The sequence below is a fragment of the Rhodococcus qingshengii JCM 15477 genome (genome assembly GCF_023221595.1).
Lineage (GTDB): Bacteria > Actinomycetota > Actinomycetes > Mycobacteriales > Mycobacteriaceae > Rhodococcus_F > Rhodococcus_F qingshengii.
Genome location: NZ_CP096563.1, coordinates 1304242 through 1326822, shown reverse-complemented (window position 1 = coordinate 1326822; position 22581 = coordinate 1304242). Strand labels below are relative to the sequence as shown.

The following is a 22581-nucleotide window of genomic DNA, read 5'->3' as shown; positions in this document are numbered from 1 at the left end:
GCGGGAGCGCAGCATTTGTCATTTGCCATCACAGCTTTGATTCGCGCTCGCCAATGTCATCGAGGATCAAGAACTCGATCTTCGCTCGCTCCCCGTCCGCATCGAAGTCGTTGTCGCGGTCTGAGACACGCGTGATCAGTTCCGTCAGTGCCGCATGGATCGTCGTGTACAGAAATGCACGCGGGTCGGGCACCCCCATCACGTCGTCAGTGTTCATCTGTACCTGCGCCGTAGCGGTACGCCTGCCCAGAAACACACGCGGAAGCCGGATCCCGGTCGGATCGGTCACCACGGAGATGTCGCCACCAACGACAACAAACAGATCGAAGTCGTACTGCATCGCGATGCCCCTCAGCCGGTGTCTGAGCCGAGTCAACTCCTCGATGAAGTCAAGCGGCACCGACGGTCCACCGAATACTGTCCTGAACGTGACCCCGCGAGTCATCGATCTGCCCCTTTACGAATCATCCATTTCAGGATCGAGGGCCATACCCTCTGTATCCCCCACGCCAAGTGCTCGGGCATATCGACCGGCATACCGCTCCAGTGCGACTGCTGAATCGGCCTCACCTTCCCATTGATCCGGAATCGCGGTGCCGTCACACGTTGTTCGCGACACTTGCGCCTCGGAGAACTCGACAGCGGTCCGGGTGAAGGAACACCGCACAAAACTCGTGGCCGCCGAGAATCGTGCGCCGCCGAAAGTGCACTCCACGAATGAGGTATCGGCGAACTGCGCACCAGTCAGGTCTGTGTCGTCGAATGCGCATCGTTCGAACACAGTATTGGGCACGGAGCGGAGCCCGCGTGCTTTGGCTCCAGTGAAATCGCAATCGACGACCCTCGGTCCGAGCGCCAGACGAGAGAGCGTCGCACCCCGGAAACTGCACCGTTCGAATCGGCGATTGAAACGGGGCTGTCCGGTCAGTGCCACGAAATCGAAACGGCAGTCGAATAATTCGGATTCGAAGACGGAGATCGGACCTCGAGCGAAACTCAGATCAATCCGTTCCAACGTGAGATACCGGATGTCCAATTCAGCGCTACCCGCTGTCAGGCCACGCACATCGATCAGCCCGTCATCGGTCTCCGCCCATGGGGAGACGAGAGTGTGGGGCGGCTTGACGATCCGCGACTGATCGAGCAGCTGCGCCCGTAAATTATCGACGCCCTCATCTGACCAACGTCGACGTAGGGAGGTGATCGCGGACCGGTTCACGGGCTCAATAGTATCGGCAAGATGCCCAGCGATTGGCCGTGGCTGCCCAAGAAGCGAACCACCACACATCAGTACTTCGGTAGGAATCACTTCTCGGAGCGCGCAAAACAGCCGGACCGTGAAATGCACGGCCCGGCTGCAGCGCTCACGCGCACGAAGTGGAACTCGGAGTCAACTGGGGTACTGAAACCGGTCGTGTACGAGCCGTTGACTCATCCCCGGATCAGTATCGAATTATCAACTCTCACAAGTTGATCACGTCGCCCACAAGGATCTGATCGGGATTGACGATCTGCGGATTCATGTCCCACACCTGCTGCCAGGTGAGACCTCGTTCTGTCGCGAGGTCGAACAATGTATCACCGGCTGCAACGACTACCTCTGAGCCGGGCGCTGGAGTCTCCGACTCCGGAATGCTTTCTACCGGTGCAGATTCGGATGTCTCAGAGTAGACAACGGGAGCAGGCGCCGGTTCCGGTGCAAATTCGGGTGCTACGTCCTGTGCCGGCGCGGGCGCGGGAACAATACTCGACCCGGTATCGCACGCCCCGATCGAACTCAGGAAGGACATGGGATCGACGGCGCCTCCACTGTGAATGCGGAGATGCAGATGTGGGCCGGTGGAGCTACCGGTGTTACCCGTTGCCCCGATCTCGTCGCCTACCTCGACGTGTTGCCCCACACCGACCCATGTTTCGGAGAGGTGGCCCATCTGAATCTGCTCGCCACTGTCCGCTTCCAACTGGATGTACGTTCCATATCCACCCGGATCATTGGGTCCGGCAACAGAAATCGTGCCCGATGTGGGCGCGTGGAGCGCGGTGCCGACGTTGACAGCGAAGTCGACTCCGTCATGTCCCGCGTGGTAACCCTGCGAAAGTGATCCGCTTACCGGCCACTCCCAATTGCAACTCGCCGACCAGCCCTGCGCACCGGCGGTACCTGCATTGGCTACTGCTCCGGCCCCCACAAGGGCGCCCAGTCCCGCAGTTACGGCGATGAATCGTTTTGTGCTGGAAGGCTTGTGTTTTCTGTGCTTACTCATGTTTTCCTTGACTGATGTGCTCGGAGCAGGTGCAGGCTCTACCCGCAGACAGCACTCAATACGTGCTGAGCTACTCGGTGTATCGCACCAAGACTCCGTTGGAGTGAGATGTTCGGATCGCGCCATGGAGAGAGGTACGGTGACCGCTCTCGAACGCGAGCGCGCGCATAGACCCGCAGGTCTGCATCTCCTGGTGACAGCACAGGAGATACGGGTTCTACATCGAGGCAGTGCCTGAATCGATCGTTGATCGAGGACTACGAATGCCGGAACAAACCGAAGGCTTCTCATTCGAAGATCGACAGGGTGGGTGTCTACCCGGATGGTCGGAAAGAGGGTGGAACATGGAGATCCTTGCGTTGCGGATGAGGAATCACCTCATACGCTGTCGCTTCACGACGCTCCACACCACGGTTGAATTACCTGGGTACATACCTGTTTTTGCGCATTCGACCCGACCGGTCGATATCAGGCGCGCCTTCGGTGGATGGCATCTGGTCGAACAATCGCCAGTGCCCCATGTCACTTCTGGAGACGATACCGCGTCTTGGTCACCCGGCGCGTCAGCGTTACCGAGATGGGACATACAGGCGGCATTGCTCCTACAAGCCGAACGGGAGACCAGTGCACGTTCCCGGCATCGGAAACGCGTGCTGATCTCCCGTTCGGCGATCTGTTGCCTAGTGGATCTACTGCTGAGTCGCAGCTACTTTCTCGGCTGCGTGGTGAGCGGCAATGTATCCGTAAACCAGCCCCTGGCCGATCGTTGCACCGGCGCCCGGGTAGGTGTGACCGAATGCGTTGGCCGCAGTATTGCCGATCGCATACAGGCCGTCGATCACGCTGCCGTCCTCACGAAGCACGCGTGCATGCTCGTCTGCCTGCACACCGCCGCAGGTGCCGAGGTCGCTGAGCGTCATCTTCACCGCGTAGAGGGCACTCGTGTCGAGCTTCCTCAGGTTCGGGTTCGGGGACACTGTCGGGTCGCCGTAGTACCGATCGTATGCACTTCCGCCGCGACCAAATTCCGCATCGCTACCGGCAGCAGCGGCCTCGTTGAACTTCTCGAAGGACTCGGCAAAAGCCTCCTCGGGAAGACCGACCTTGCGGGCAAGTTCGACCGGACTGCTCGCCTTGTGCGCGATGCCGGAGTCGAAGAATGCCTGCGGAAGCGGCTGACGAGGGAAGATACCGCCTGCGAACACGTAGCTGTTGCGGTACTCCTGGTCGAAAACAAACCACATCGACTCGGCCGGATCTCCGGCCTTTTCCCGTTCGAGCACGCGCTGGCCGAACGACATGTAGTCCGTCGCCTCGTTCACGAATCGACGACCGGTCTGGTCGACGATGAACGAGCCTGGCAGCGCACGCTCTGCGAGCATCACCATCGGCGGGCGGCCCTTGATGCTTGCCACCGCGGGGAACCACCACGACTGATCCATCGATCCGATACCTGCGCCGAGCTCTTGTGCTGCCTCGATCGCTTCGCCGGTGTTGCCCTCTGCGCCCAGGCTCTCGTGCTCACCGAGGCTCTCCGACTGGTACTTGTGGCGCCACTCCATGTTGTGGTCGAACCCGCCGGCTGCCAGAACGACACCACGCCGAGCGGTCACCGTCACTTCACGTCCGTCTTGCACCACAACTGCACCCGTTACGCGGCCATCTTCGGTGATGAGCCGAACCAACGACGTTTCCGTCCACACCGGGATACCGGCCTGGACCACACCTGCGAACAGGCCGGCGGCGAGCGCCTGACCGCCTGCGATGTATTCACGCTTGAGTACGTACTTGCCGTAAACGCCCTGCGCCAGGCGGCGGATGATGCGAGGGAAAGCCTTGCTCGGCTTCTTCACCATCAGGTTCATCCACTTGTAGTCCGCACCTGTCACCGGCATCGGCAGTCCGGCTTCCATCAAACCGGGCCGCAGGCGACCGCGTTCCGCGCCGAGTACCGACGCGTCGAACGGCAGGCACTCGCAGGTACGTCCGGCGGCGCTACCTCCCGGCAGTTCGGGGTGGTAATCGGAGTATTCCTTGGCCCAGAAGAACTTCATGGGCGTCGTGCGGTAAAGCATGTCGACGGTGGCCGCACCGTTGTCGACGAATGCCTCCCCACGTTGGGCAGGGGCAGTATCACCGACCACCGAACGCACGTATGTCTTCGCGCGCTCAACGGTGTCGCCCGCACCGGCTTTCGCCAAGATCGGGTTGGCAGGCATCCAGAACGCTCCACCGGACCGCGCCGTCGAACCGCCAACGTACTGCGTCTTCTCCACGATCAGCGTGGACAAGCCGAGCTCGTTCGCGGTGAGGGCGGCAGCCATGCCGGTACCGGACCCGATCACCAGTAGATCGACAACGATGTCCTTGGCTTGTGTCGCGGGGGGTGCCTGATTCTTCGCCATTGAACAAATCCCTTCACGTGGTTATCGACGTAGAACGCTAAGGCAGTCGCGGCGCAGAAGGTTCCGGATGCCCAGTCAGCGGGACATTGCGAGTGGATTGGCGAGAGAACGGCTCCTGCCACGGTTCGGGCGTTGTGCCCGCCCCAGCAGAATCGCGGCTTGCCTTCTTCGATGTCTACGCTGCTCACGTGAGGACAAATCCCAGCTTCGGCATCGTCGACGAAACGCTCGGCACCCTTGCACGCGGCATGCTTCCCCGCCTACGCCACGTCTTCGAGCAGCACCAGGCTCTTCACCGTCTGGCCGTCGAAGCGACTGTCAACGTCTGACAGACGCGTGCGGTTTGCATTTCATGGACGGGTACTGGCCGGCGGTTCGCTTCAACGGCGACGATGGCGTCGTCGAGGTGACTGTCGAATCCTGACCGCGATCCTCGTCTCGGGCTGTCGGCTGATGTTCCTCGGCACTGATGAAGAATAATCATCTACATGAAATGGAACACCCCTACAGAGACCGGCTGGTTCGTCAACCTCGCCGAAGGTGGTTCGGCCGTATCGATATTCGATCCGTCGGGGAACGTTCAAGGCGAACTGATTCCCGCATCCGACGACGGATCGGAGAGCGTTGCCAGCGGGCGGAAGAGGAAATCGTCAACAGCCGAGCAGGATCGATCCAGGCTCACATTCCGCAAAGGCCGACCTGCATCACTTCGATTGTCCGACGGAACGATCGGGACCCTGATCGACCAGAAGCCCAAGGCCATGCGCCGCAAGAATAAGCTGTGCGAAGTCGATATCGCGGGCAGAACATACCTCTTCGTTCATTCATCGGGCCGAAAGGCAACAGCCCGGCGTAACGGAATCGCATTGGCACACATGGAACGTGGCCGATGGTCCGCTAGAAGCACCGTCGCCAGAAGAACCCTCACGGCAACGGACGCCCTTGACGAATGTGTCCTGACACTGTTTCAGAAGGTAGTGACACCTGGACGTACCGGCGCCTTCGATCAGGTACTGACCGACCTCAGCAACATATGACGTACGCCATTCGGTGGATCTCAACCGCACTCGAGATACTGACTTTCAACTCTCAGGTCCACGGACATGCCTTGGACACAATGAGTTTCACATCGCGGAGCGGAAGGCTGAAACCAGATCATGGTCAATGTCGACGCTTTGAACACGCTCGCCCAGCGATTGTCGCCAGGTGCGATGATCACAGATCCAGATCTACTCCAGTCCTATCGGCAGGACTGGAGTTTCGATCCCGCAGCCGGAACACCGGTTGCCGTAGTACGTGCTTCGACGACGGCAGAGGCGGTTCGACGGACGGCATCTGAGGCCGCCACATGTAGCGAATAGCGACGAGTACCTGAATTCTCCTGTGCAACCGGATATGGTGAGGCTGTCGTCTTCAATGCGGCGATGCAAGAAGGGAAGCTACGACCAAAACGTTACGTCGGGGAAGACAAGCAAATCACCTGGACATGGCTGGAGGCCTCCGTGATGAATCTCGTTCGCCGACTGAGCGTCTGCACATCCGTCGTGATCGCTTCCTCTCTGACGTCGGTAGCGCTCGCATCCGCCGCGGTGACCATTCCATTCCAGATCAACCCTGCGCCGTACGGCAACCCGAACGGCAGCTTCGACGCGCCGGCCGTCCGCTGCGTAGCTGTCGTCGGTGAACAACCCGGCACGGTGACGATCACCGGAGGCAAGGAAGGCCGGTGGGGATGCCTGCTCTCGTCCGAAGTGCGCTGGCTGAACCTTTCGACCGGGGCCTCCGGCTCCGCTCGGCTCTCGGACGGTCTCAACGGAGTCCCAGCAGAGGCGATCGTGCAGACCGGGACCGGTCAAGTCGCTGTTGCCGTGCTGTCCGTGGCCGGATCCATCATCACCCCAGGTGTCACATCGTTCTACGTGCCGTAGCACCAGACTCCGCATCACCGGCACCGTGGGACCTAAGGTCCTGTTTACCGACCCGTCATCCCGGTTAGCCTGAAAAGACGCTACCGAGAGGACACTCATGACCTCGTCAGTGCACGAAACGATCGCCGTGGATCTGGATTTGATCGACCTGTACAAGGACCTCCACAGCCATCCGGAACTGGGGTTTCACGAGCAACGAACATCCAGTCTGGTGGAAAGACATTTAACAGCACTTGGATTCGACACCACCACCGGTGTCGGGACTACCGGAGTCGTCGGAGTCCTGAAGAACGGAGCGGGCCCCACAGCGCTGCTGCGTGCGGATATGGACGCCCTCCCGGTTCGGGAAGAAACCGGATTGGACTACGCCAGTACCGTGACAACGACCGACGATCAGGGGAAGACCGTCTCGGTCAGCCACGCGTGCGGCCATGACCTGCATACGACCTGCTTACTCGGTGCGGCCCGGATCCTCTCTCAGGATACGACGACCTGGTCTGGCACTCTTGTCCTCGTCTTCCAACCGGCTGAGGAACTTGGCGCGGGTGCGCAAGCCATGGTCGACGACGGACTGTTCGAGCGATTCCCGAGGCCCGACATCGTTCTCGGACAACATGTATCGCCGCTACCGGCAGGCACGATCGCCGGGCACGCCGGCCCCTCGTATGCGGGATCGGACTCACTTCGTGTGAGACTGGTCGGAAAGGGCGCCCACGGATCTATGCCGGAGAACTCGGTCGATCCCGTGGTCATGGCAGCCGAAACCGTGTTGCGTTTGCAAACTGTCATCTCACGCGAGGTCCCGAGTACTGCCACAGCTGTCCTCACCGTCGGCTCCATCCATGCTGGAGATGCCGCCAACGTCATTCCCGGCGAAGCAGAACTGCAACTCAACATCCGCAGCTACGACGCAGGTGTGCGTCAGCGCATCCTGGACAGCGTCGACCGCATCGTCCGGGGCGAAGCGGCCACCGCCGGTGCACCCACCCCACCGACCATCACCGAGACGGAGCACTTTCCGATCGTCGTCAATGATCCGGCAGCGCTGGACAAGACACTCGATGCGTTTGCCGAATGGTTGGGGACGAACAAGATTCTCGATCCCGGAGCGGGAGCAGGTAGTGAAGATGTCGGCATTCTCGCGACCAGTGCCGGTGCGCCACTGTCGTACTGGCTGTTGGGCGGTACCGACCCTTCACTGTTCACGACAGGTGACATGACTGATCCGGCTTTGCGAACCGTGCCGTCGAACCACTCTCCGCACTACGCTCCCGTGATCGAGCCGACCCTGACCATCGGTGTGAACGCCTTGGTCGTCGCGGCCAGGACGTGGCTCCCAACTCCCTAGAGTGTTGCGGGTCCGCAATCGATCGATCGTCCATGCGATCAAGGCTGCAAACGCGTAGGCGCCGCCGAGAATACTTGCAGCGCCCCACCCTGCCGCGTCGAAAACCATAGTGGTGGAAACCGCCCCAGCCGCGCTGCCCAACGAATAGAACACCATGTAACTACCGATGATCTGCCCCGACGATTCCGGTGTGTTCGCGACGATCAGATTCTGGCTCGTGACATGAACAGCCTGCACGGCGAAGTCCAACGCAACAACACCGACTACGAGTAACACCAGCGAGTGCGTCGCCTGCGCGTTGAATACCCACGACAGCAAGAGAACGACCAACGACGCCCCGGTGACGCGTTGCGCTTTGCCTTGATCGGCCCACCGACCGGCACCGACCGCGCCCAATGCTCCAACCAATCCTGCGATTCCGAAGAGCCCGATCTGTGTGGTCGACAACCGCCATGGTTCCTCACTCAACGGCAGGGCCATTCCGCTCCACAAAGCACCAAAGGACGCGAAAAGGAACAAGGCGATCAGGGCCCGGGTGCGAAACAGTCGGTTCGTAAGCGTCAACGTCACGACAGACCCCATTGCACGCACGTACGAACGCCTATCGTGTTGCGAACGAGGATCTTTCGGCAGCATCGTCAGCGCGACGGCCGCGACCAGTACCGAAATGAAAGTGGATCCCGCGTAGACCGCCCGCCAGCCTGCCAGATCCGCAACTGCGCCGGCGACAGTCCGAGCGAGGATGATGCCGACGACAACGCCGCTGGTGATGACACCGATGTTTGCGCCCCGCTCGTCCGGGTCACTGATTGCCGCAGCATAGGCAACTATGACTTGAACAACTACCGAGAACGTGCCTGCGACCGCCATCCCGATCAACAGCTGCAGATTCGTGGTGGCCAGAGCAACAAGCATCGTTCCCGTTGCAGCAGCGACGATCTGGATTGCGATCAATTTCTTTCGATTCACGAGATCGCTCAATGGCACCAACACGATCAACCCCACCACATAACCGAGTTGGGCGAGTGCGACTACGAAACCGAGGCCGGCCGGAGGAATGGAAAGATCCGAGCCTATTTGCCCGAGGAGCGGCTGTGCGTAGTAGATGTTGGCTACCGAGACCCCGCAGAGCACTGCGAGCAACAGGCGAAGTCCGCGAGACATTTTCAACTTGCCCCGCGCGTTCTCGACAGCATGACGTGCAGTCACTTCCACCTCAACTTGGTTGCGTTTTGATACCATTTGGAGGTTACGTCAATACAGTTTCAAAACGCAACCAATGAGGAACTCGATGCCGGATCGCGCACAATGGACGGACCCGCACTGCCCGACGGCCCGAGCGGCCGACATCATCGGCGACAGATGGTCGCTGCTGATCGTGCGTGACGCCTTCGACGGGTCATCGAGATTCAGTCAGTTTCAACGAAACCTGGGCATCGCAAAGAACATTCTCACGGACAGGCTCAAAGTCCTTGTCGAGCAGGGAATCTTCGAAGTCCAACCGAACGCGCAAGGTACCCGCAACGAGTACATCCTGACCGAACGCGGTATGGATCTGTTCATCGTGATCATTAGCCTGCGACAGTGGGGAGAGCGCCACGCCTTCGATGACGGTGAGCCACACTCGATCTTGATCGACGACACCACGGGCGATCCGGTTCCCAGGCTTCGACTGATCAACACACGGAATATCGACCTGGACCCTACAAGTACACATGTGGAGAAGGTCGAGGAAGGTTGACCCGCAACTCGCCAGATTGACAGATGGGCGCACATGATTCGAAGTGCGCGCATACTCCGACTATGACTGTCGATCTCGAGTTCTCCTGGCCGCAGTTTCTCTGGATTGCATTCATCTTCGTCGGCGTGCCCGCAACTATCGGCGCGAGCATCATCTGGACAATCTGGCGTTCGGAACGAACTGGCCTGGAGCACTCCACGACCGCCCTCGGCGGCGGGCAGAGATATTGTCAAGACCTGTGGATGAGGGTGTTTCAGGCGACCTCCGTTTCGCTTGATTCGTCGGGCTCAGCGGGTGAGATGTCGATGGGTCGTTCGAGCAGCTTGCCTTTGTGGAACACCGCGCCGGCACGGACCAGCGCGACCAGATGGGGGGCGTTGACCGCCCGCCAGCGGGCTTGTGCGGCGTCGATCAGCTTGTAGGCCATGGCAATCCCCGCTGCGCGTGACCCAGGGCCCTTGGTGACCTTGGTTCGCAACCGCACGGTCGCAAACGTCGATTCGATCGGATTCGTAGTGCGCAAGTGGATCCAGTGCTCGGCCGGGTACCGGTAGAACTCCAGGAGCACGTCGGCGTCGTCGACGATCTTGGCGACCGCCTTGGGGTACTTCGCGCCGTAATCTACCTCGAAGGCCTTGATCGCGACCTGGGCCTTGTCGATGTCCTCGGCGTTGTAGATTTCCCGCATCGCCGCGGTCGCACCTGGATGAGCCGACTTGGGCAGCGCAGCAAGCACATTGGCCTGCTTGTGAAACCAGCAGCGCTGTTCACGGGTATCCGGAAACACCTCCCGCAGTGCCTTCCAGAACCCCAGCGCCCCATCACCGACGGCCAGCACCGGGGCGGTCATCCCGCGGCGTCGGCATGAGCGCAGCAGATCAGCCCACGACTCTGTGGACTCCCGGAACCCATCGGTGAGCGCGACGAGCTCCTTGCGGCCGTCGGCGCGGACGCCGATCATCACGAGCAAGCACAGCTTCTCCTGCTCCAGGCGGACCTTGAGATGGATGCCGTCGACCCATAGGTACACGAAATCGGTGCCCGAGAGATCCCGGTCGGCGAAGGCCTTCGCCTCGTCCTGCCATTGCGCGGTCAGCCGGGTGATCGTCGAGGCCGACAGCCCGGCACCAGTGCCGAGGAACTGCTCCAACGCCGCACCGAAGTCGCCGCTGGACAGCCCGTGCAGGTACAGCAGCGGCAACACCTCGGTCATCTGCGGGGACTTGCGTGACCACGCCGGCAGGATCGCCGAGGAAAACCGTTGCCGTTCACCGGTCTCGGCGTCGACACGGCGGTCGTTGACCCGCGGTGCGGTCACCGTCACCGCCCCCGCCGCGGTGAGCACGTCACGCTCGTGGTGATAGCCGTTGCGGACCACCAGCCGCCGGCCGTGCTCATCGAGATGCTCGGCGAACTGCTCGATGTATGCGGCGACTTCGGCGGCCAACGCCGCCGCGAGCATCTGCCGGGCACCGTCGCGAACGATCTCGTCAAGCAACGACCGACCAACACCGCTGTCGTCGTTGGAGGATTGCTGATCCTGAACTACCGTGAGCATGGGCGTACCTTCCCGAACCAGCGCGCCAACGCCGGTCCTGATCAGAGCTGATGGAATTTCAGATCATTCCCGGGAAGGTGCGCCCACTCACGCCGCCTCGCCGAGAACCATCCACAGGTTCTGATCATTGCTCCGGCGGGCACACGGGATCGGGCTCACTCGGACTGTGGAGCACCGGCCTGTTGGCCTTTGCACTGGGCTTTCTGTCTTGCATGGGCTGGCTCAGCTGGTCAGCCGACTACAAAGGCGGATTCCGCGGCCCCGGCCTGCCTGCCCCGACACAGTTCCCCACCTGGCAGGTCGTCGCCTGTGGACTGACAGTGATTCTGGCGTGTTTCGGTTCCGCCCATTGCTCGCGATGGATGAAGGCCGGCGGTATGACGGCCGCTGCCGGCACTGCTGCGGGATTCACCACCGCATTCAGCATCGACGCCAGTACTGATGTCACCGGACAGGCAGGCGTGGGCGTCGCACTGTCCACGATCGGATGGGGCCTCACCCTTACCGCACTGATGCTTCTGCGCGGCAAGTGGTCGCAACGAGGGTGAATCTGTCACTCAGTGCGGTTCACCCGCGGCGCGTTCAGTGGCGCGGGCAGTGTCGTCGAGGTGACAGTCGAATCTTGGCGTATGAATTGACGTGATGCCCAGGCGGATCAGTATCGCGAGTAGTGCTGAATTTCCTCACGATCGGCAGCGCAGATGCACTTTCGATCGAGACCGCGGTCGGCAGTCACTGCGCAGAAGCGAACCCCGAGCGGATCATGGGATTCCATACTGTGCTGACACGCCGGGCAGATCGACGGTGTTTTCTGATCCTCGTCAGTCGACTCGGATTGCCCTCGTGCATTCGACACATCGGACGGGTTCGACGCCATACAGGCGCTCCAGTTCTCGGCCGTTCGACCACAGACCGGGTTGGCGTCGAGGACGACATGGCTTGACCGCGCATATTCGAATGACCCTCGACGTACCCCACGCTACTCGCTTCGGCACACCGGTTTGTACCAATTTCTGCCCACGCGACATTCCCGGTCGAGCAGGATAGAACTACTGCACGCACCATTTCCGTGCAGGATTCGAATTCGTGCAGCATTCGTCGTGAAAGGGCTTCTCGTGAACACTTTCCAACGTGTATCCGCCGCCGTGAACGTAGTGGTCCAACCACTGATCGGCGCTCCGATCGTAGGCAAACTACTGGGCCGTTCCATGACCGTCATCACCTACGTCGGACGCAAGTCCGGTCGCACCTTCAGCGCGCCCGTGTCCTACAAACGAAAAGGCGACCATGTGACGATCGGCGTTGCCATGCCAGACAAGAAGAGTTGGTGGCGCAATTTCTACCCGGAACAAGGTCCGATCGTTCTCCAACTGGACGGTATCGATCGCCCCGGCGAGGCACTCGCACACCGAAAAGGCAAGGGTGTCTACGTCTCCGTCGAACTCGCTCCCGTCGACTGAGCGGATCGAACAGCCACCGGTGCAATCACATTCAGCTCACACCCACCGCCTCACGAGATCTGGGTGATTCAGATCTCGTGACGGTCGGGACCTTTGACTCTGTGCAATCGAGACTCGGTCTCGCACCCTTCGACGCGGGTTTTTTGTCGACCATCGGTCGGACAACCCGATCCTGTCGGGACATTACCGTCCGGTAACATCGACGGCAGGCGTGAGCTGGAAGAGGTGACCACCGTGACGATCGGCATCTACCTGGTCGACGACCACGAGATCGTCCGTCGTGGATTGGCAGACCTGTTGAATCAGGTATCGGGATTCAACGTTGTTGGCGAGGCGTCGTGTGTTCGCGAAGCCTCGGCCGGAATACCCGAATGCCGACCCGACGTGGTTGTCATGGACGTCAGACTTCCCGACGGTAACGGTGTGGAACTGTGCCGAGAACTGGCGTCGACCTACCCGAGCGCCGCCACTTTGATGCTCACGTCGTACTCCGACGACGACGCACTGCTCGACGCCCTGATCGCCGGCGCACGAGGATTCGTCCTCAAGAACATCCGCGGCCACGACCTGGTGTCGGCGATCCGCACGGTTGCTACCGGCAAGTCGCTGTTGAACACCCAGGCGGTGATCGGTTTGGTCCGGCGCATCCGGTCCGAACAGAAGTCGGGTACTGCGGCAGCCCTGTTGACCGATCAGGAGCTCTTGATCTTCGAGTTGATCGGCAAGGGACTGAGCAATCGAGAGATCAGCTCGCACGCAGAACTCTCGGAGAAAACAGTCAAGAACTACGTCTCACGCATCCTCGAGAAACTGGGTCTCGAACGTCGAACGCAGGCCGCAGTTCTGGCGACAAAGCTTCGTGCGGGCACTTTGCACCCGGATCCTTCGGGCCAGGCGACCACTCACCTGCTGACGCCATCCGGCTCGCCCTTCTCCGCCACCACGGGCACGCACCATGCCAGGTAGCCGCGACGCGCTCATGCTCAGCCTTTTCGGCGACATCGCCGGAAGCGCAGAGCTGACTGCTCTCAACCCGACTGCAATTCCCAAACTGCTCAGTGCCGTGTTGACCGTCGGGTCCACACTCCAGCTCGACGAAACCCTGCAACAGATAGTCGACGTCGCGCGACATCTCCTCGAAGCGGACTACGGCGCGCTCGGCGTGAAATCCCCCGACGGACGCTTGTCCCGATTCATCCACTCCGGTATGACTCAGGGGCAGGTTGCCAAGATCGGGCATCTTCCCGAAGGTCACGGCCTGCTGGGCCTGGTCGTTCGAGAACCGTGCCCGGTTCGAACCGACCGAATCTCCTCGCATCCGTCCTCGGCAGGGTTTCCGACCAATCATCCGCCGATGGACACGTTTCTCGGTGTTCCGATCTTCGTCAGGGGCGAGGTGTTCGGCAGCATCTACCTCGCGGACAGCTCGGAACGGACTGCATTCGACGACCGCGACGAGGCTGTACTCCAGATTCTGGCAAATGCTGCGAGCATCGCCATCGACAATGCGCGTCTGTTCGAGGAATCCCGGACGCGAGAAGCCTGGCTCAAGGCCGTCGCCGCCGTCAATGCACGTCTGCTCAGCGGCGGATCCCGCGACGAGACGCTATCGGAACTGGTTCGGACGACGCGGCACCTCACGGATGGAAATCTTGTGTGCGTCGTTCGCTACGACCTCGGCAGAGAGCCGGTAGTCCACGTCGCCGATGCTGCTGATTCCCAGCCTGTCCCCGCGACCGGATCAGCCGTCGATCTGTCCGGGACCGTGATCGACGACGCTGCGCGGAGCCGGCGGCCGATCTCTGCACCACATGGCAGTTCCGTTCCGGCACTGAATGTTTCCGGCGACGAATCAGTGGTCGCACTCCCCCTCTCCGGGACCTCGTTCGGCGGCGGTGTTCTCTTCGCGTCACGCCGCAGCAACCGCCCGTGGGGAGTGGACGAGATCGAGCAACTGACGGCGATGGCAGACATCGCTTCTGTCACTGTCGAATTCGCAGAACAGCAACGGAAAGAAAGACTGGTCGACGTCCTCGAAGATCGCGACCGAATCGCGCGGGATCTCCATGACCACGTCATCCAACAGCTGTTCGCCACTGGGTTGAGTTTGCAGGGGGTGCTGCAACGTCCAGGCGACGAGGACACCGTTCGAACCGTATTGGACACCTCTGTCGATCAACTCGATCGAACAGTCCGTGAAATCCGCACCGCAGTCTTCGACCTCCATACGAGCGAGATGTCTACTCCCACAAGCCTGCGGCGGCGACTACTCGATGCCGTCAACGGTCTGTCCGGCCACTCGTCGATCACTCCCAGCGTCACTTTCGAGGGAACCATCGACAGTTCCGTCCCGTCTCGACTTGCCCCGCATGCCGAAGCCGTTGTGCGCGAGGGCTTGAGCAACGCTCTGCGGCATGCACATGCCGATGCCATCGACGTCACCATCCGGGCCACCGAGGAGCTTGTCATCAGCATCGTCGACGACGGTGTGGGAATCGACCAGGCAACCAGAATCCACGGTCTCGACAACCTGGCGACCCGCGCTCGTCAGTGCGGAGGCTCGAGCAACATCACCAGCGAGAACGGTGTCACCGAACTGGTGTGGCGTGTTCCACTGAGCCCCAGGCGAAGTCCGTTGCCGATCCAGCATCGTTGAGCGTCAGAGCGGATCCAGTTGGGCCTTGAGCAGGCAGAACTCGTTACCTTCCGGATCGGCCAGGACATGCCATTGTTCGTGCCCTGTCTGGCCGATGTCGGCCGGCCGCGCACCAAGACTCAACAGGCGTTCCAGTTCGGCCTCCTGATCGCGATCGGTGGCGTTGACGTCGATATGCAGGCGGGGCTTACCCTTCTCCGGTTCGTCTCTGCGACTGAGGATGATCGTCGGCTGCGGACCGCCGAACCCTTCGCGTGGGCCGATCTCCAACGAACCGTCGTCCATTCGATCGAGCACGACGAAGTCCAGAACCTCGCACCAGAACCGGCCCAGCACCTCGGGTTCCCGGCAACCGAGCACCAGTTCACTGATACGACATGCCATGACCATCTCGCTTTCTTTCCGCTCGTGAAGACAACTCTCTCGACCGTACCGGACCACGTGATCTACGCCATGCCTCTGTTCCGATCCTAGGGACCTTTTCCCCTCGTCCGAGTTCCCGGTCGCCACGATCATTGCGTTATGTTCCACAGTCCCAGGCATTCTCGGTCTTTCGTCACGTCGATGTGCGTAGGCGGCCGTCGTGGTTGATCTCGCGCCCCGGCCGGTCGGTGAGGTCGATTCTCCCGCCGATGCAATTCCCCGAACCGCTCCGAAGGGTTCGAAACTGGTCGAGATCCTCAGGACCACCGATCACAAGATGATCGGTCTGATGTACATCGTGACATCGTTTGCCTTCTTCTTGATCGGCGGACTGATGGCACTACTCATGCGCATGGAATTGACCGTTCCGGGAATGCAATTCCTGTCCAACGAGCAGTACAACCAGTTGTTCACCATGCACGGCACGATCATGCTCCTGCTGTACGCGACCCCGGTGTTCTTCGGATTCGCCAACTACCTCATGCCACTGCAGATCGGGTCGCCGGACGTGTGTTTCCCGCGACTCAACGCCTTCAGCTACTGGCTCTATCTCTTCGGCGGCCTGATCGCGTCCGCCGGATTCGTAACACCTGGTGGTGCGGCAGATTTCGGCTGGACCGCCTACGTACCGCTCACCAGCGAACTCCACTCCCCCGGCATGGGCGCCGACCTGTGGATCATCGGTCTCGCTCTCGGTGGGGTCGGCACCATCCTCGGCGCAGTCAACATCGTTTCGACGATCGTCTGCCTGCGCGCCCCGGGTATGACGATGTTCCGCATGCCGATCTTCACGTGGAATGCGCTGGTCGCCAGCATGCTGATCCTCCTCGTTTTTCCGCTGCTCGCTGCTGCCTTGATCGGACTGTGGGTGGACCGGCACCTGGGAGCGCACCTGTTCGACCCCGCCACCGGTGGAGTCATGTTGTGGCAGCACCTGTTCTGGTTCTTCGGCCATCCCGAGGTCTACATTCTGGCGCTGCCGTTCTTCGGCATAGTCTCGGAGATCTTCCCCGTCTTCAGCCGCAAGCCGATCTTCGGATACACCGGATTGGTCTATGCAACATTGGGAATTGCTGCACTGTCGATCGCTGTGTGGGCTCACCACATGTACGCAACCGGCGCCGTTCTCCTCCCCTACTTCTCGTTCATGACCTTCCTGATCGCAGTTCCCACCGGAGTCAAGTTCTTCAACTGGATCGGCACCATGTGGAAGGGGCAGTTGACTTTCGAATCGCCCATGCTGTTCTCCGTCGGCTTCCTGGTCACATTCCTGTTCGGCGGACTCTCCGGCGTCATCCTTGCCAGCCCGCCCTTGGACTTTCATGTCACCGACTCGTACTTTGTTGTCGCGCATTTCCATTACGTCCTCTTCGGGACAATCGCGTTCGCGACATACGCCGGAATCTACTTCTGGTTCCCGAAAATGACCGGCCGGATGTTGGACGAGAAGCTCGCCAAGATCCATTTCTGGTTGACCCTGATCGGCTTTCACGCAACATTTCTCGTCCAGCATTGGCTCGGCGCCCAGGGCATGCCTCGGCGGTACGCGGACTACCTGCCGTCGGACAATTTCACTCTTCTCAACACGATCTCGACCATCGGCGCGTTTGTGCTCGGAGCCTCGACGATTCCGTTCATCTGGAACGTTTTCAAGAGCTACCGGTACGGCCGAATTGTGACCGTCGACGATCCTTGGGGCTTCGGAAACTCGCTCGAATGGGCGACGTCCTGCCCACCACCGCGACACAACTTCACCGAACTCCCCCGAATCCGCAGTGAGCGGCCGGCATTCGAACTGCACTACCCCCACATGGTCGAAAGAATGCGCGACGAGGCGCATGTCGGACTGCTTGGTCACAAGTCGGTTTCCGACGTGAGAACTGAGGTGAAACAACATGAATGACGGCACGAAGCACCGAGCCTGGGCAGAAAAGCAGCACCACGAACGCCGAGCGAAACCCGGCCATCTCCTCGCCCCGTTGCTCGTGCTCATGTTCGCTGTCACGACGCTCGTGTGGTTGCCCCTGACGACTGCCGCGTGCTCGATAATCGTCGCAGGATTGCTGTTCGGCACTGTCCTGCAAGCTAGTTCGCATTCAACAGACACAGCTCGAGGAGTTCACGATGAAGCCCGAACTATCGACTGATCTCATCACCTCGGAGTGGTCCGCGGACGGAGCGGTGGTCGTGTGCATCGACGGATCCCCGGTGCGCCCCGACGTGATCACGTGGGCGGCTGAGTTCGCACATCGCCACGGTCTCTGGATGCGAATCGTTTTCGTAGCTCCGAGCGCCGATCTGAACACCTCGGCATCGCCGACCGGCCTGTTCATGGAGGCCATTCAGATCGCCGAGTCGGTGTCGCCAGATCTTCGGATCCGGACCGATCTGATCTCCGGGGAGAACACCGCAATCCTCACCGCGTTGACGTCCGAGGCCGCCTTGATCGTCGCAACACAGGACGATCCCGCCGCACCTGGACCGACATGTTCGTTCGCAAGAGTCGGAACACCGCGTGAAAGCAGCGCTGCGGCAGCCTTGCCGGTTGTCGTCGGTTTGGACGGAAGCGCCTACAGCGAAAGCGCTCTGGCCATCGCATTCAAGGAAGCAGAGGCAGCGAACACCGAACTGGTCGTCGTGCACGCAGCGCCGCCAGAGGCCGAACTGCGTCGAGACGTCGCATCCGGGCACTCGCCCCAGCACTCGACGCCGCTGACGTGGCAACTGTCGGGTTGGGCCACGCTCTACCCTGGCGTCGCGATCCGTCAGATCGAGTTCGACGGCCCCTCGGTTGCCATTCTTGAACAACTCTCCACCGAGGCACGGCTTCTCGTCGTGGGTCGGCGTGGGCGAGGCTCGTTCGACGACACCGCTCTCGGCACCACGAGCAGTGCGATGATTCGAAAAGCACACTGCCCGGTCATCGTTGCCAGCGAAGCCTGAATCAGATCGTCACCCGGTCAGAAGCCGTAACTGTGGATGGGTGCGAGCTGACCGGAGTGATGGGCTTCGATTACGAAACGCTCGTGGTCGACCAACTTCTCCGGGAGTTCGTCAACCGGCCACCACCGCAGATCTGCAGATTTCAACGGCTCCATCCGGCGTGGTTCACCCGACCACGTGCGGCATTCGTAGAAGAAGTCCACTCGATGATCCACCGGTTCGCTCCCGTCCGCGTGGCGGCGATGCAACACGGTCAGCGGCTTCAGTTCCGAGGAAAGCAACTCGACACCAAGTTCTTCCGCAGCCTCCCGAACGGCAGCGTCGATCGCCGACTCCCCCAGTTCGACGTGGCCCGCAGCAGCGTGAGCCCAGTATCCGTCCATGAATCCCGTGCCCTCGCGCAATTGCAGCAGCACCTCGCGCCGTTGTACCGGGTTGCTTCGACAGAACATCACGTACACCGCTGGTACCAGCGCAAATTGATCGGCCACACGACCACGCTATCGTGCGCGTGAAATGACGGCGCCCCGCGAGAACAAGCTCGCGGGGCGTCGTCGACGATCTGCTGGATCAGTTCACGTCGAACCGGTCGAGGTCCATCACCTTGGTCCAGGCTGCGGCGAAGTCCTCGGCGAACTTCTGCTTGGCGTCTGCACTGGCGTACACCTCGGCGAGTGCACGCAGTTGCGAATTCGATCCGAAAACGAGATCGACCGCAGTTGCCGTGTACTTCGGATCGCCCGTCACGCGATCAACACCGTCGTAGACGTTTTCGTCCGTCTTCGACGGCTTCCACTCGGTACCCATGTCGAGAAGGTTGACGAAGAAATCGTTGGTCAACGTCTCGGGACGATCGGTGAACACGCCGTGACGGGTATTGCCGAAGTTCGCGTTCAGCGCGCGAAGTCCGCCGACCAGCACTGTCACCTCGGGCGGGGTCAGCGACAGCATGTACGCGCGGTCGACCAACAGAATCTCTGCCGGAAGCTTCTCGCCTCCCTTGAGGTAGTTCCGGAATCCGTCGGCCCGGGGTTCGAGTACCTCGAACGAGTCGACGTCTGTCTGCTCCTGCGTTGCATCCGTTCGGCCCGGCGTGAACGAGACCGTGATGTCCTGTCCGGCGTTCTTCGCAGCCTGTTCGACGGCCGCTGTACCACCCAGAACGATCAGGTCGGCGAGAGAAACCTTTGCTCCACCAGCCTGGTTGAAGTCCTGCTGAACCCGCTCGAGAGTCTGAAGCACCGCGGAGAGAGCTGCGGGCTCATTGACTTCCCAATTCTTCTGCGGCTCCAGTCGGATTCGCGCACCGTTGGCGCCGCCGCGCATGTCCGTGCTGCGGAAGCTCGCGGCAGACGCCCACGCCGTCGATACCAACTGCGAAATGGACAGCCCGGAGTCGAGAAGTCGACTCTTGAGGATCGCGATGTCTGCGTCCCCGATCAGTTGATCATCGGCCGAGGGAACCGGGTCCTGCCACAGCTGCGGCTCGGGAACCCAAGGTCCCAGGTAGCGCGTGACCGGTCCCATGTCACGGTGAAGGAGCTTGTACCAAGCCTTGGCGAACTCTTCGGCGAATTCTTCCGGATGATCGAGCCAGCGCCGGGTGATCTTCTCGTACGTCGGATCCAGGCGTAGGGACAGGTCGGTCGTCAGCATCGTCGGGGTGCGTCCGGCCGACGAATCGAACGGATCCGGGATGGTGCCCGCCCCCGCGCCGTCCTTCGGAATCCACTGCCACGCACCCGCCGGACTCTTGGTCAGCTCCCAGTCGTAGCCGTACAGAATCTCCAAGAAGGTGTTGTCCCACTTCGTCGGAGTGGGAGTCCACACGACTTCGAGACCACTGGTGATCGCGTCCTTACCCACACCCGTGCCGAAGGCACTCTTCCAGCCCAGTCCCTGCTGCTCGATGGGAGCACCTTCCGGTTCCGGTCCGACGAGGTCGGCCGGTCCGGCTCCGTGCGTCTTGCCGAAGGTGTGACCGCCGGCGATCAGCGCAGCTGTCTCCACGTCGTTCATCGCCATGCGGGCGAACGTTTCTCGGATGTCGCGGGCGGCCGCTACCGGATCCGGTTGCCCGTTGGGTCCTTCGGGATTGACGTAGATCAGGCCCATCTGCACGGCTCCGAGCGGTCCGGACAGCTCACGGTCTCCGCTGTAACGCTCGTCGCCGAGCCAGGTGTCCTCGGGACCCCAGTAGATCTCCTCGGGCTCCCAGATGTCTTCTCGGCCGAATCCGAAGCCGAAGGTCTTGAACCCCATCGACTCCAGGGCGCAGTTGCCCGCAAACACCAGCAGGTCGGCCCAGGAAACCTGCTTTCCGTACTTCTGCTTCACGGGCCAGAGCAGGCGCCGCGCCTTGTCGAGGCTGGCGTTGTCCGGCCAACTGTTGAGCGGGGCGAAACGCTGAGCACCTTGGCCGCCACCGCCGCGGCCGTCTGCAATGCGATAGGTGCCGGCAGCATGCCAGCTCATACGCACGAAGAGTCCGCCGTAGTGCCCGTAGTCGGCCGGCCACCAATCCTGCGACGCCGTCATCAACGCGATGACGTCGCGCTTTAGCGCCTCGACATCGAGCTTGGCGAATTCCTGGGCGTAATCGAAGTCGGCACCCATCGGATTCGACTTCGACGAATGTGAATGCAAGACAGAGAGATCCGGCTGATTCGGCCACCAGTCGCTGTTTGTTCTCGGACGATTCCCGGTAGGCGTCGGAGACGGGATTGCGGGGTTTTCACTTTCGCTGGTGCTCTCGGTGTTTCCGTCGTGAGCAACCGGGCAACTATCGGACACGGTAATCCCTCCATGAGCGAGTAGAACGGACTTCGATCACGTTTGTGATCGCAAACTCTGAGTTGTCGAGCAGTCGGGACACAGGCCCCAGTAAATGACCTCGGCTTCGTCGAGAACGAAACCGTTGTGCGCCGACGGCGTCAAACACGGTGCCTCTCCTTCTGCGCAGTCGACATCTGCAACGACCCCACAGGACCGGCAGACGACGTGATGATGGTTGTCGCCGACGCGTGACTCGTACAGCGCCACCGATCCGGACGGTTGGATCCGCCTGATCAGCCCGGCGTCGGTGAGAGCGTGCAACACGTCGTAGACCGCCTGCCGCGACACCCCCGGCAGAACAGCCCGCACAGCATCGAAGACAGTCTCGGTGGCTGCGTGTGGGCGTGCATGCACAACCTCGAGCACCGTGACTCTGGGACGAGTCACGCGAAGCTCAGCGTTACGCAGTTGGGCTGCATAATCCGGCGTCGAAGGCACCTTTCCACTATTGCGCAATCTTCTGGACTGAACCCAGACTTTCGCGAAAATCATCGCGGACAGGGCCCTCCCGACCGATTCGTCCGTGCTGGAAGTGAGCCGGATTCCTCGCTGTTTCTCACGCCCCCAACAGCGCCTTCAGGTTTGTTGCGCGTCGACGCGTCCCGCTGTGTGGTTCCACAAACTCCGACAATCTCCCCTTCGTCCAACTCCCGTGAAAGGGAGAATCCGCCGAGGTCAGGAGTGCTCGTGCCCAAACTGGAGATCAAGAGGAAGTCAGAACTCTCACGGCAGGAAGTCGCCGACCGACTCATCGCCCTCGGCCAAGCCCTCGCCAGTGGATCGGAAGTGGAGCTGGGGTCGGGTGGGGACTCGATCGAAATCAGTGTTCCGGAACAGGTTCGGTGGGAACTCGAGATCGAAGTCGACGGCAACGAAGTCGAGATAGAAATCGAGATTCACTGGCGCGACGACCCTCAGGAAGAATCGGAAGAGAAGTCTCCGCCTCGCACCAAAGCAGTTCGTCGCAGCCGACCACGCAAGAGCACTTCCACATAGGCCGACTCGAATACGGTTGTTCGG

General features: G+C 61.0%; 22 protein-coding genes and 1 pseudogene. 12 read left to right on the top strand and 11 right to left on the bottom strand.

The annotated features are described in order from the left end of the window. Positions 1-28: 28 nt before the first annotated feature. The 4 genes from M0639_RS06060 to M0639_RS06045 all read right to left on the bottom strand — a co-directional run bounded on the left by M0639_RS06060 (position 29) and on the right by M0639_RS06045 (position 4669). Positions 29-445 (bottom strand): hypothetical protein, encoded by a 417-nt coding sequence (locus tag M0639_RS06060; RefSeq protein WP_042452357.1) that lies wholly within the window; start codon positions 443-445, stop codon positions 29-31. Between the two features lie 12 nt (positions 446-457). Next, positions 458-1219 carry a pentapeptide repeat-containing protein gene (locus tag M0639_RS06055; RefSeq protein WP_064074893.1) on the bottom strand — a complete coding sequence of 254 codons (762 nt, stop codon included), beginning with the start codon at positions 1217-1219 and terminating at the stop codon, positions 458-460. 244 nt (positions 1220-1463) lie between these two features. Then, a complete protein-coding gene (locus tag M0639_RS06050; protein WP_231914974.1) occupies positions 1464-2264 on the bottom strand; it encodes a peptidoglycan DD-metalloendopeptidase family protein in 801 nt (266 codons plus the stop codon). Positions 2265-2953: 689 nt separating this feature from the next. After that, positions 2954-4669 (bottom strand): 3-ketosteroid-delta-1-dehydrogenase, encoded by a 1716-nt coding sequence (locus M0639_RS06045; protein WP_064074891.1) that lies wholly within the window; start codon positions 4667-4669, stop codon positions 2954-2956. A 188-nt stretch (positions 4670-4857) separates the two neighbouring features. Here M0639_RS06045 and M0639_RS06040 point away from each other — a divergent pair, with 188 nt between their 5' ends. The 4 genes from M0639_RS06040 to M0639_RS06025 all read left to right on the top strand — a co-directional run bounded on the left by M0639_RS06040 (position 4858) and on the right by M0639_RS06025 (position 7945). Then, positions 4858-4998: a hypothetical protein gene (locus M0639_RS06040; protein WP_156525064.1), complete on the top strand. Its 141-nt coding sequence runs from the start codon at positions 4858-4860 to the stop codon at positions 4996-4998. 159 nt (positions 4999-5157) lie between these two features. Continuing rightward, the gene (locus M0639_RS06035) at positions 5158-5706 is read left to right on the top strand and encodes a hypothetical protein (RefSeq protein ID WP_064074889.1); all 549 of its coding nucleotides are present in this window, start codon (positions 5158-5160) and stop codon (positions 5704-5706) included. Positions 5707-6174: 468 nt separating this feature from the next. Continuing rightward, the gene (locus M0639_RS06030; RefSeq protein ID WP_064074899.1) at positions 6175-6597 is read left to right on the top strand and encodes a hypothetical protein; all 423 of its coding nucleotides are present in this window, start codon (positions 6175-6177) and stop codon (positions 6595-6597) included. Positions 6598-6694: 97 nt separating this feature from the next. Next, entirely contained in the window at positions 6695-7945 is a 1251-nt protein-coding gene (locus M0639_RS06025; protein ID WP_064074888.1) for an amidohydrolase, read from the top strand. A gap of 66 nt (positions 7946-8011) precedes the next feature. Here the strand turns inward: M0639_RS06025 and M0639_RS06020 are convergent. Beyond that, a pseudogene (locus M0639_RS06020) lies at positions 8012-9109 on the bottom strand (MFS transporter); the annotation flags it as partial. 127 nt (positions 9110-9236) lie between these two features. Between M0639_RS06020 and M0639_RS06015 the strand changes: the two are divergent. Then, positions 9237-9686 (top strand): winged helix-turn-helix transcriptional regulator, encoded by a 450-nt coding sequence (locus tag M0639_RS06015; protein ID WP_007726458.1) that lies wholly within the window; start codon positions 9237-9239, stop codon positions 9684-9686. 253 nt (positions 9687-9939) lie between these two features. Here the strand turns inward: M0639_RS06015 and M0639_RS06010 are convergent, their stop codons facing one another. After that, a complete protein-coding gene (locus M0639_RS06010; protein WP_042927240.1) occupies positions 9940-11244 on the bottom strand; it encodes an IS256-like element ISRer3 family transposase in 1305 nt (434 codons plus the stop codon). Between the two features lie 50 nt (positions 11245-11294). On the opposite strand from M0639_RS06010, the gene M0639_RS06005 reads away from it, so the two are divergent. Next, entirely contained in the window at positions 11295-11792 is a 498-nt protein-coding gene (locus tag M0639_RS06005; RefSeq protein ID WP_248671224.1) for a hypothetical protein, read from the top strand. Positions 11793-11899: 107 nt separating this feature from the next. On the opposite strand, the gene M0639_RS06000 is transcribed toward M0639_RS06005, so the two are convergent. Next, complete coding sequence (locus M0639_RS06000; RefSeq protein WP_075832430.1) at positions 11900-12121, bottom strand: RGCVC family protein; 222 nt, start codon at positions 12119-12121, stop codon at positions 11900-11902. A 238-nt stretch (positions 12122-12359) separates the two neighbouring features. Here M0639_RS06000 and M0639_RS05995 point away from each other — a divergent pair, with 238 nt between their 5' ends. The 3 genes from M0639_RS05995 to M0639_RS05985 all read left to right on the top strand — a co-directional run bounded on the left by M0639_RS05995 (position 12360) and on the right by M0639_RS05985 (position 15360). After that, a complete protein-coding gene (locus tag M0639_RS05995; protein WP_037129595.1) occupies positions 12360-12704 on the top strand; it encodes a PNPOx family protein in 345 nt (114 codons plus the stop codon). 234 nt (positions 12705-12938) lie between these two features. Continuing rightward, positions 12939-13670, top strand: coding sequence for a response regulator transcription factor (locus M0639_RS05990; RefSeq protein ID WP_058038975.1), 732 nt, complete (start codon positions 12939-12941; stop codon positions 13668-13670). Beyond that, positions 13660-15360: a sensor histidine kinase gene (locus M0639_RS05985; RefSeq protein ID WP_039972680.1), complete on the top strand. Its 1701-nt coding sequence runs from the start codon at positions 13660-13662 to the stop codon at positions 15358-15360. The genes M0639_RS05990 and M0639_RS05985 overlap by 11 nt, the downstream gene beginning before the upstream one ends. A 3-nt stretch (positions 15361-15363) precedes the next feature. Here the strand turns inward: M0639_RS05985 and M0639_RS05980 are convergent, their stop codons facing one another. Further along, positions 15364-15744, bottom strand: a complete 381-nt coding sequence (locus M0639_RS05980) for a VOC family protein (protein WP_007726436.1) — start codon at positions 15742-15744, stop codon at positions 15364-15366. Positions 15745-15943: 199 nt separating this feature from the next. Here M0639_RS05980 and ctaD point away from each other — a divergent pair, with 199 nt between their 5' ends. Both ctaD and M0639_RS05970 read left to right on the top strand, forming a co-directional pair. Continuing rightward, the gene (gene ctaD, locus M0639_RS05975) at positions 15944-17686 is read left to right on the top strand and encodes an aa3-type cytochrome oxidase subunit I (RefSeq protein ID WP_007726434.1); all 1743 of its coding nucleotides are present in this window, start codon (positions 15944-15946) and stop codon (positions 17684-17686) included. Between the two features lie 221 nt (positions 17687-17907). After that, the gene (locus M0639_RS05970; protein ID WP_058038910.1) at positions 17908-18726 is read left to right on the top strand and encodes a universal stress protein; all 819 of its coding nucleotides are present in this window, start codon (positions 17908-17910) and stop codon (positions 18724-18726) included. Between the two features lie 17 nt (positions 18727-18743). Here M0639_RS05970 and M0639_RS05965 read toward each other — a convergent pair whose 3' ends face one another. The 3 genes from M0639_RS05965 to M0639_RS05955 form a co-directional block, all read right to left on the bottom strand. Further along, complete coding sequence (locus M0639_RS05965; protein ID WP_003941446.1) at positions 18744-19217, bottom strand: NUDIX hydrolase; 474 nt, start codon at positions 19215-19217, stop codon at positions 18744-18746. Between the two features lie 79 nt (positions 19218-19296). Beyond that, a complete protein-coding gene (gene katG, locus M0639_RS05960) occupies positions 19297-21519 on the bottom strand; it encodes a catalase/peroxidase HPI (RefSeq protein ID WP_058038909.1) in 2223 nt (740 codons plus the stop codon). 36 nt (positions 21520-21555) lie between these two features. After that, positions 21556-21999, bottom strand: a complete 444-nt coding sequence (locus M0639_RS05955; protein WP_156525127.1) for a Fur family transcriptional regulator — start codon at positions 21997-21999, stop codon at positions 21556-21558. A 249-nt stretch (positions 22000-22248) separates the two neighbouring features. Between M0639_RS05955 and M0639_RS05950 the strand changes: the two genes are divergently transcribed. Beyond that, entirely contained in the window at positions 22249-22557 is a 309-nt protein-coding gene (locus M0639_RS05950; RefSeq protein ID WP_037129603.1) for an amphi-Trp domain-containing protein, read from the top strand. Positions 22558-22581 lie beyond the last annotated feature (24 nt).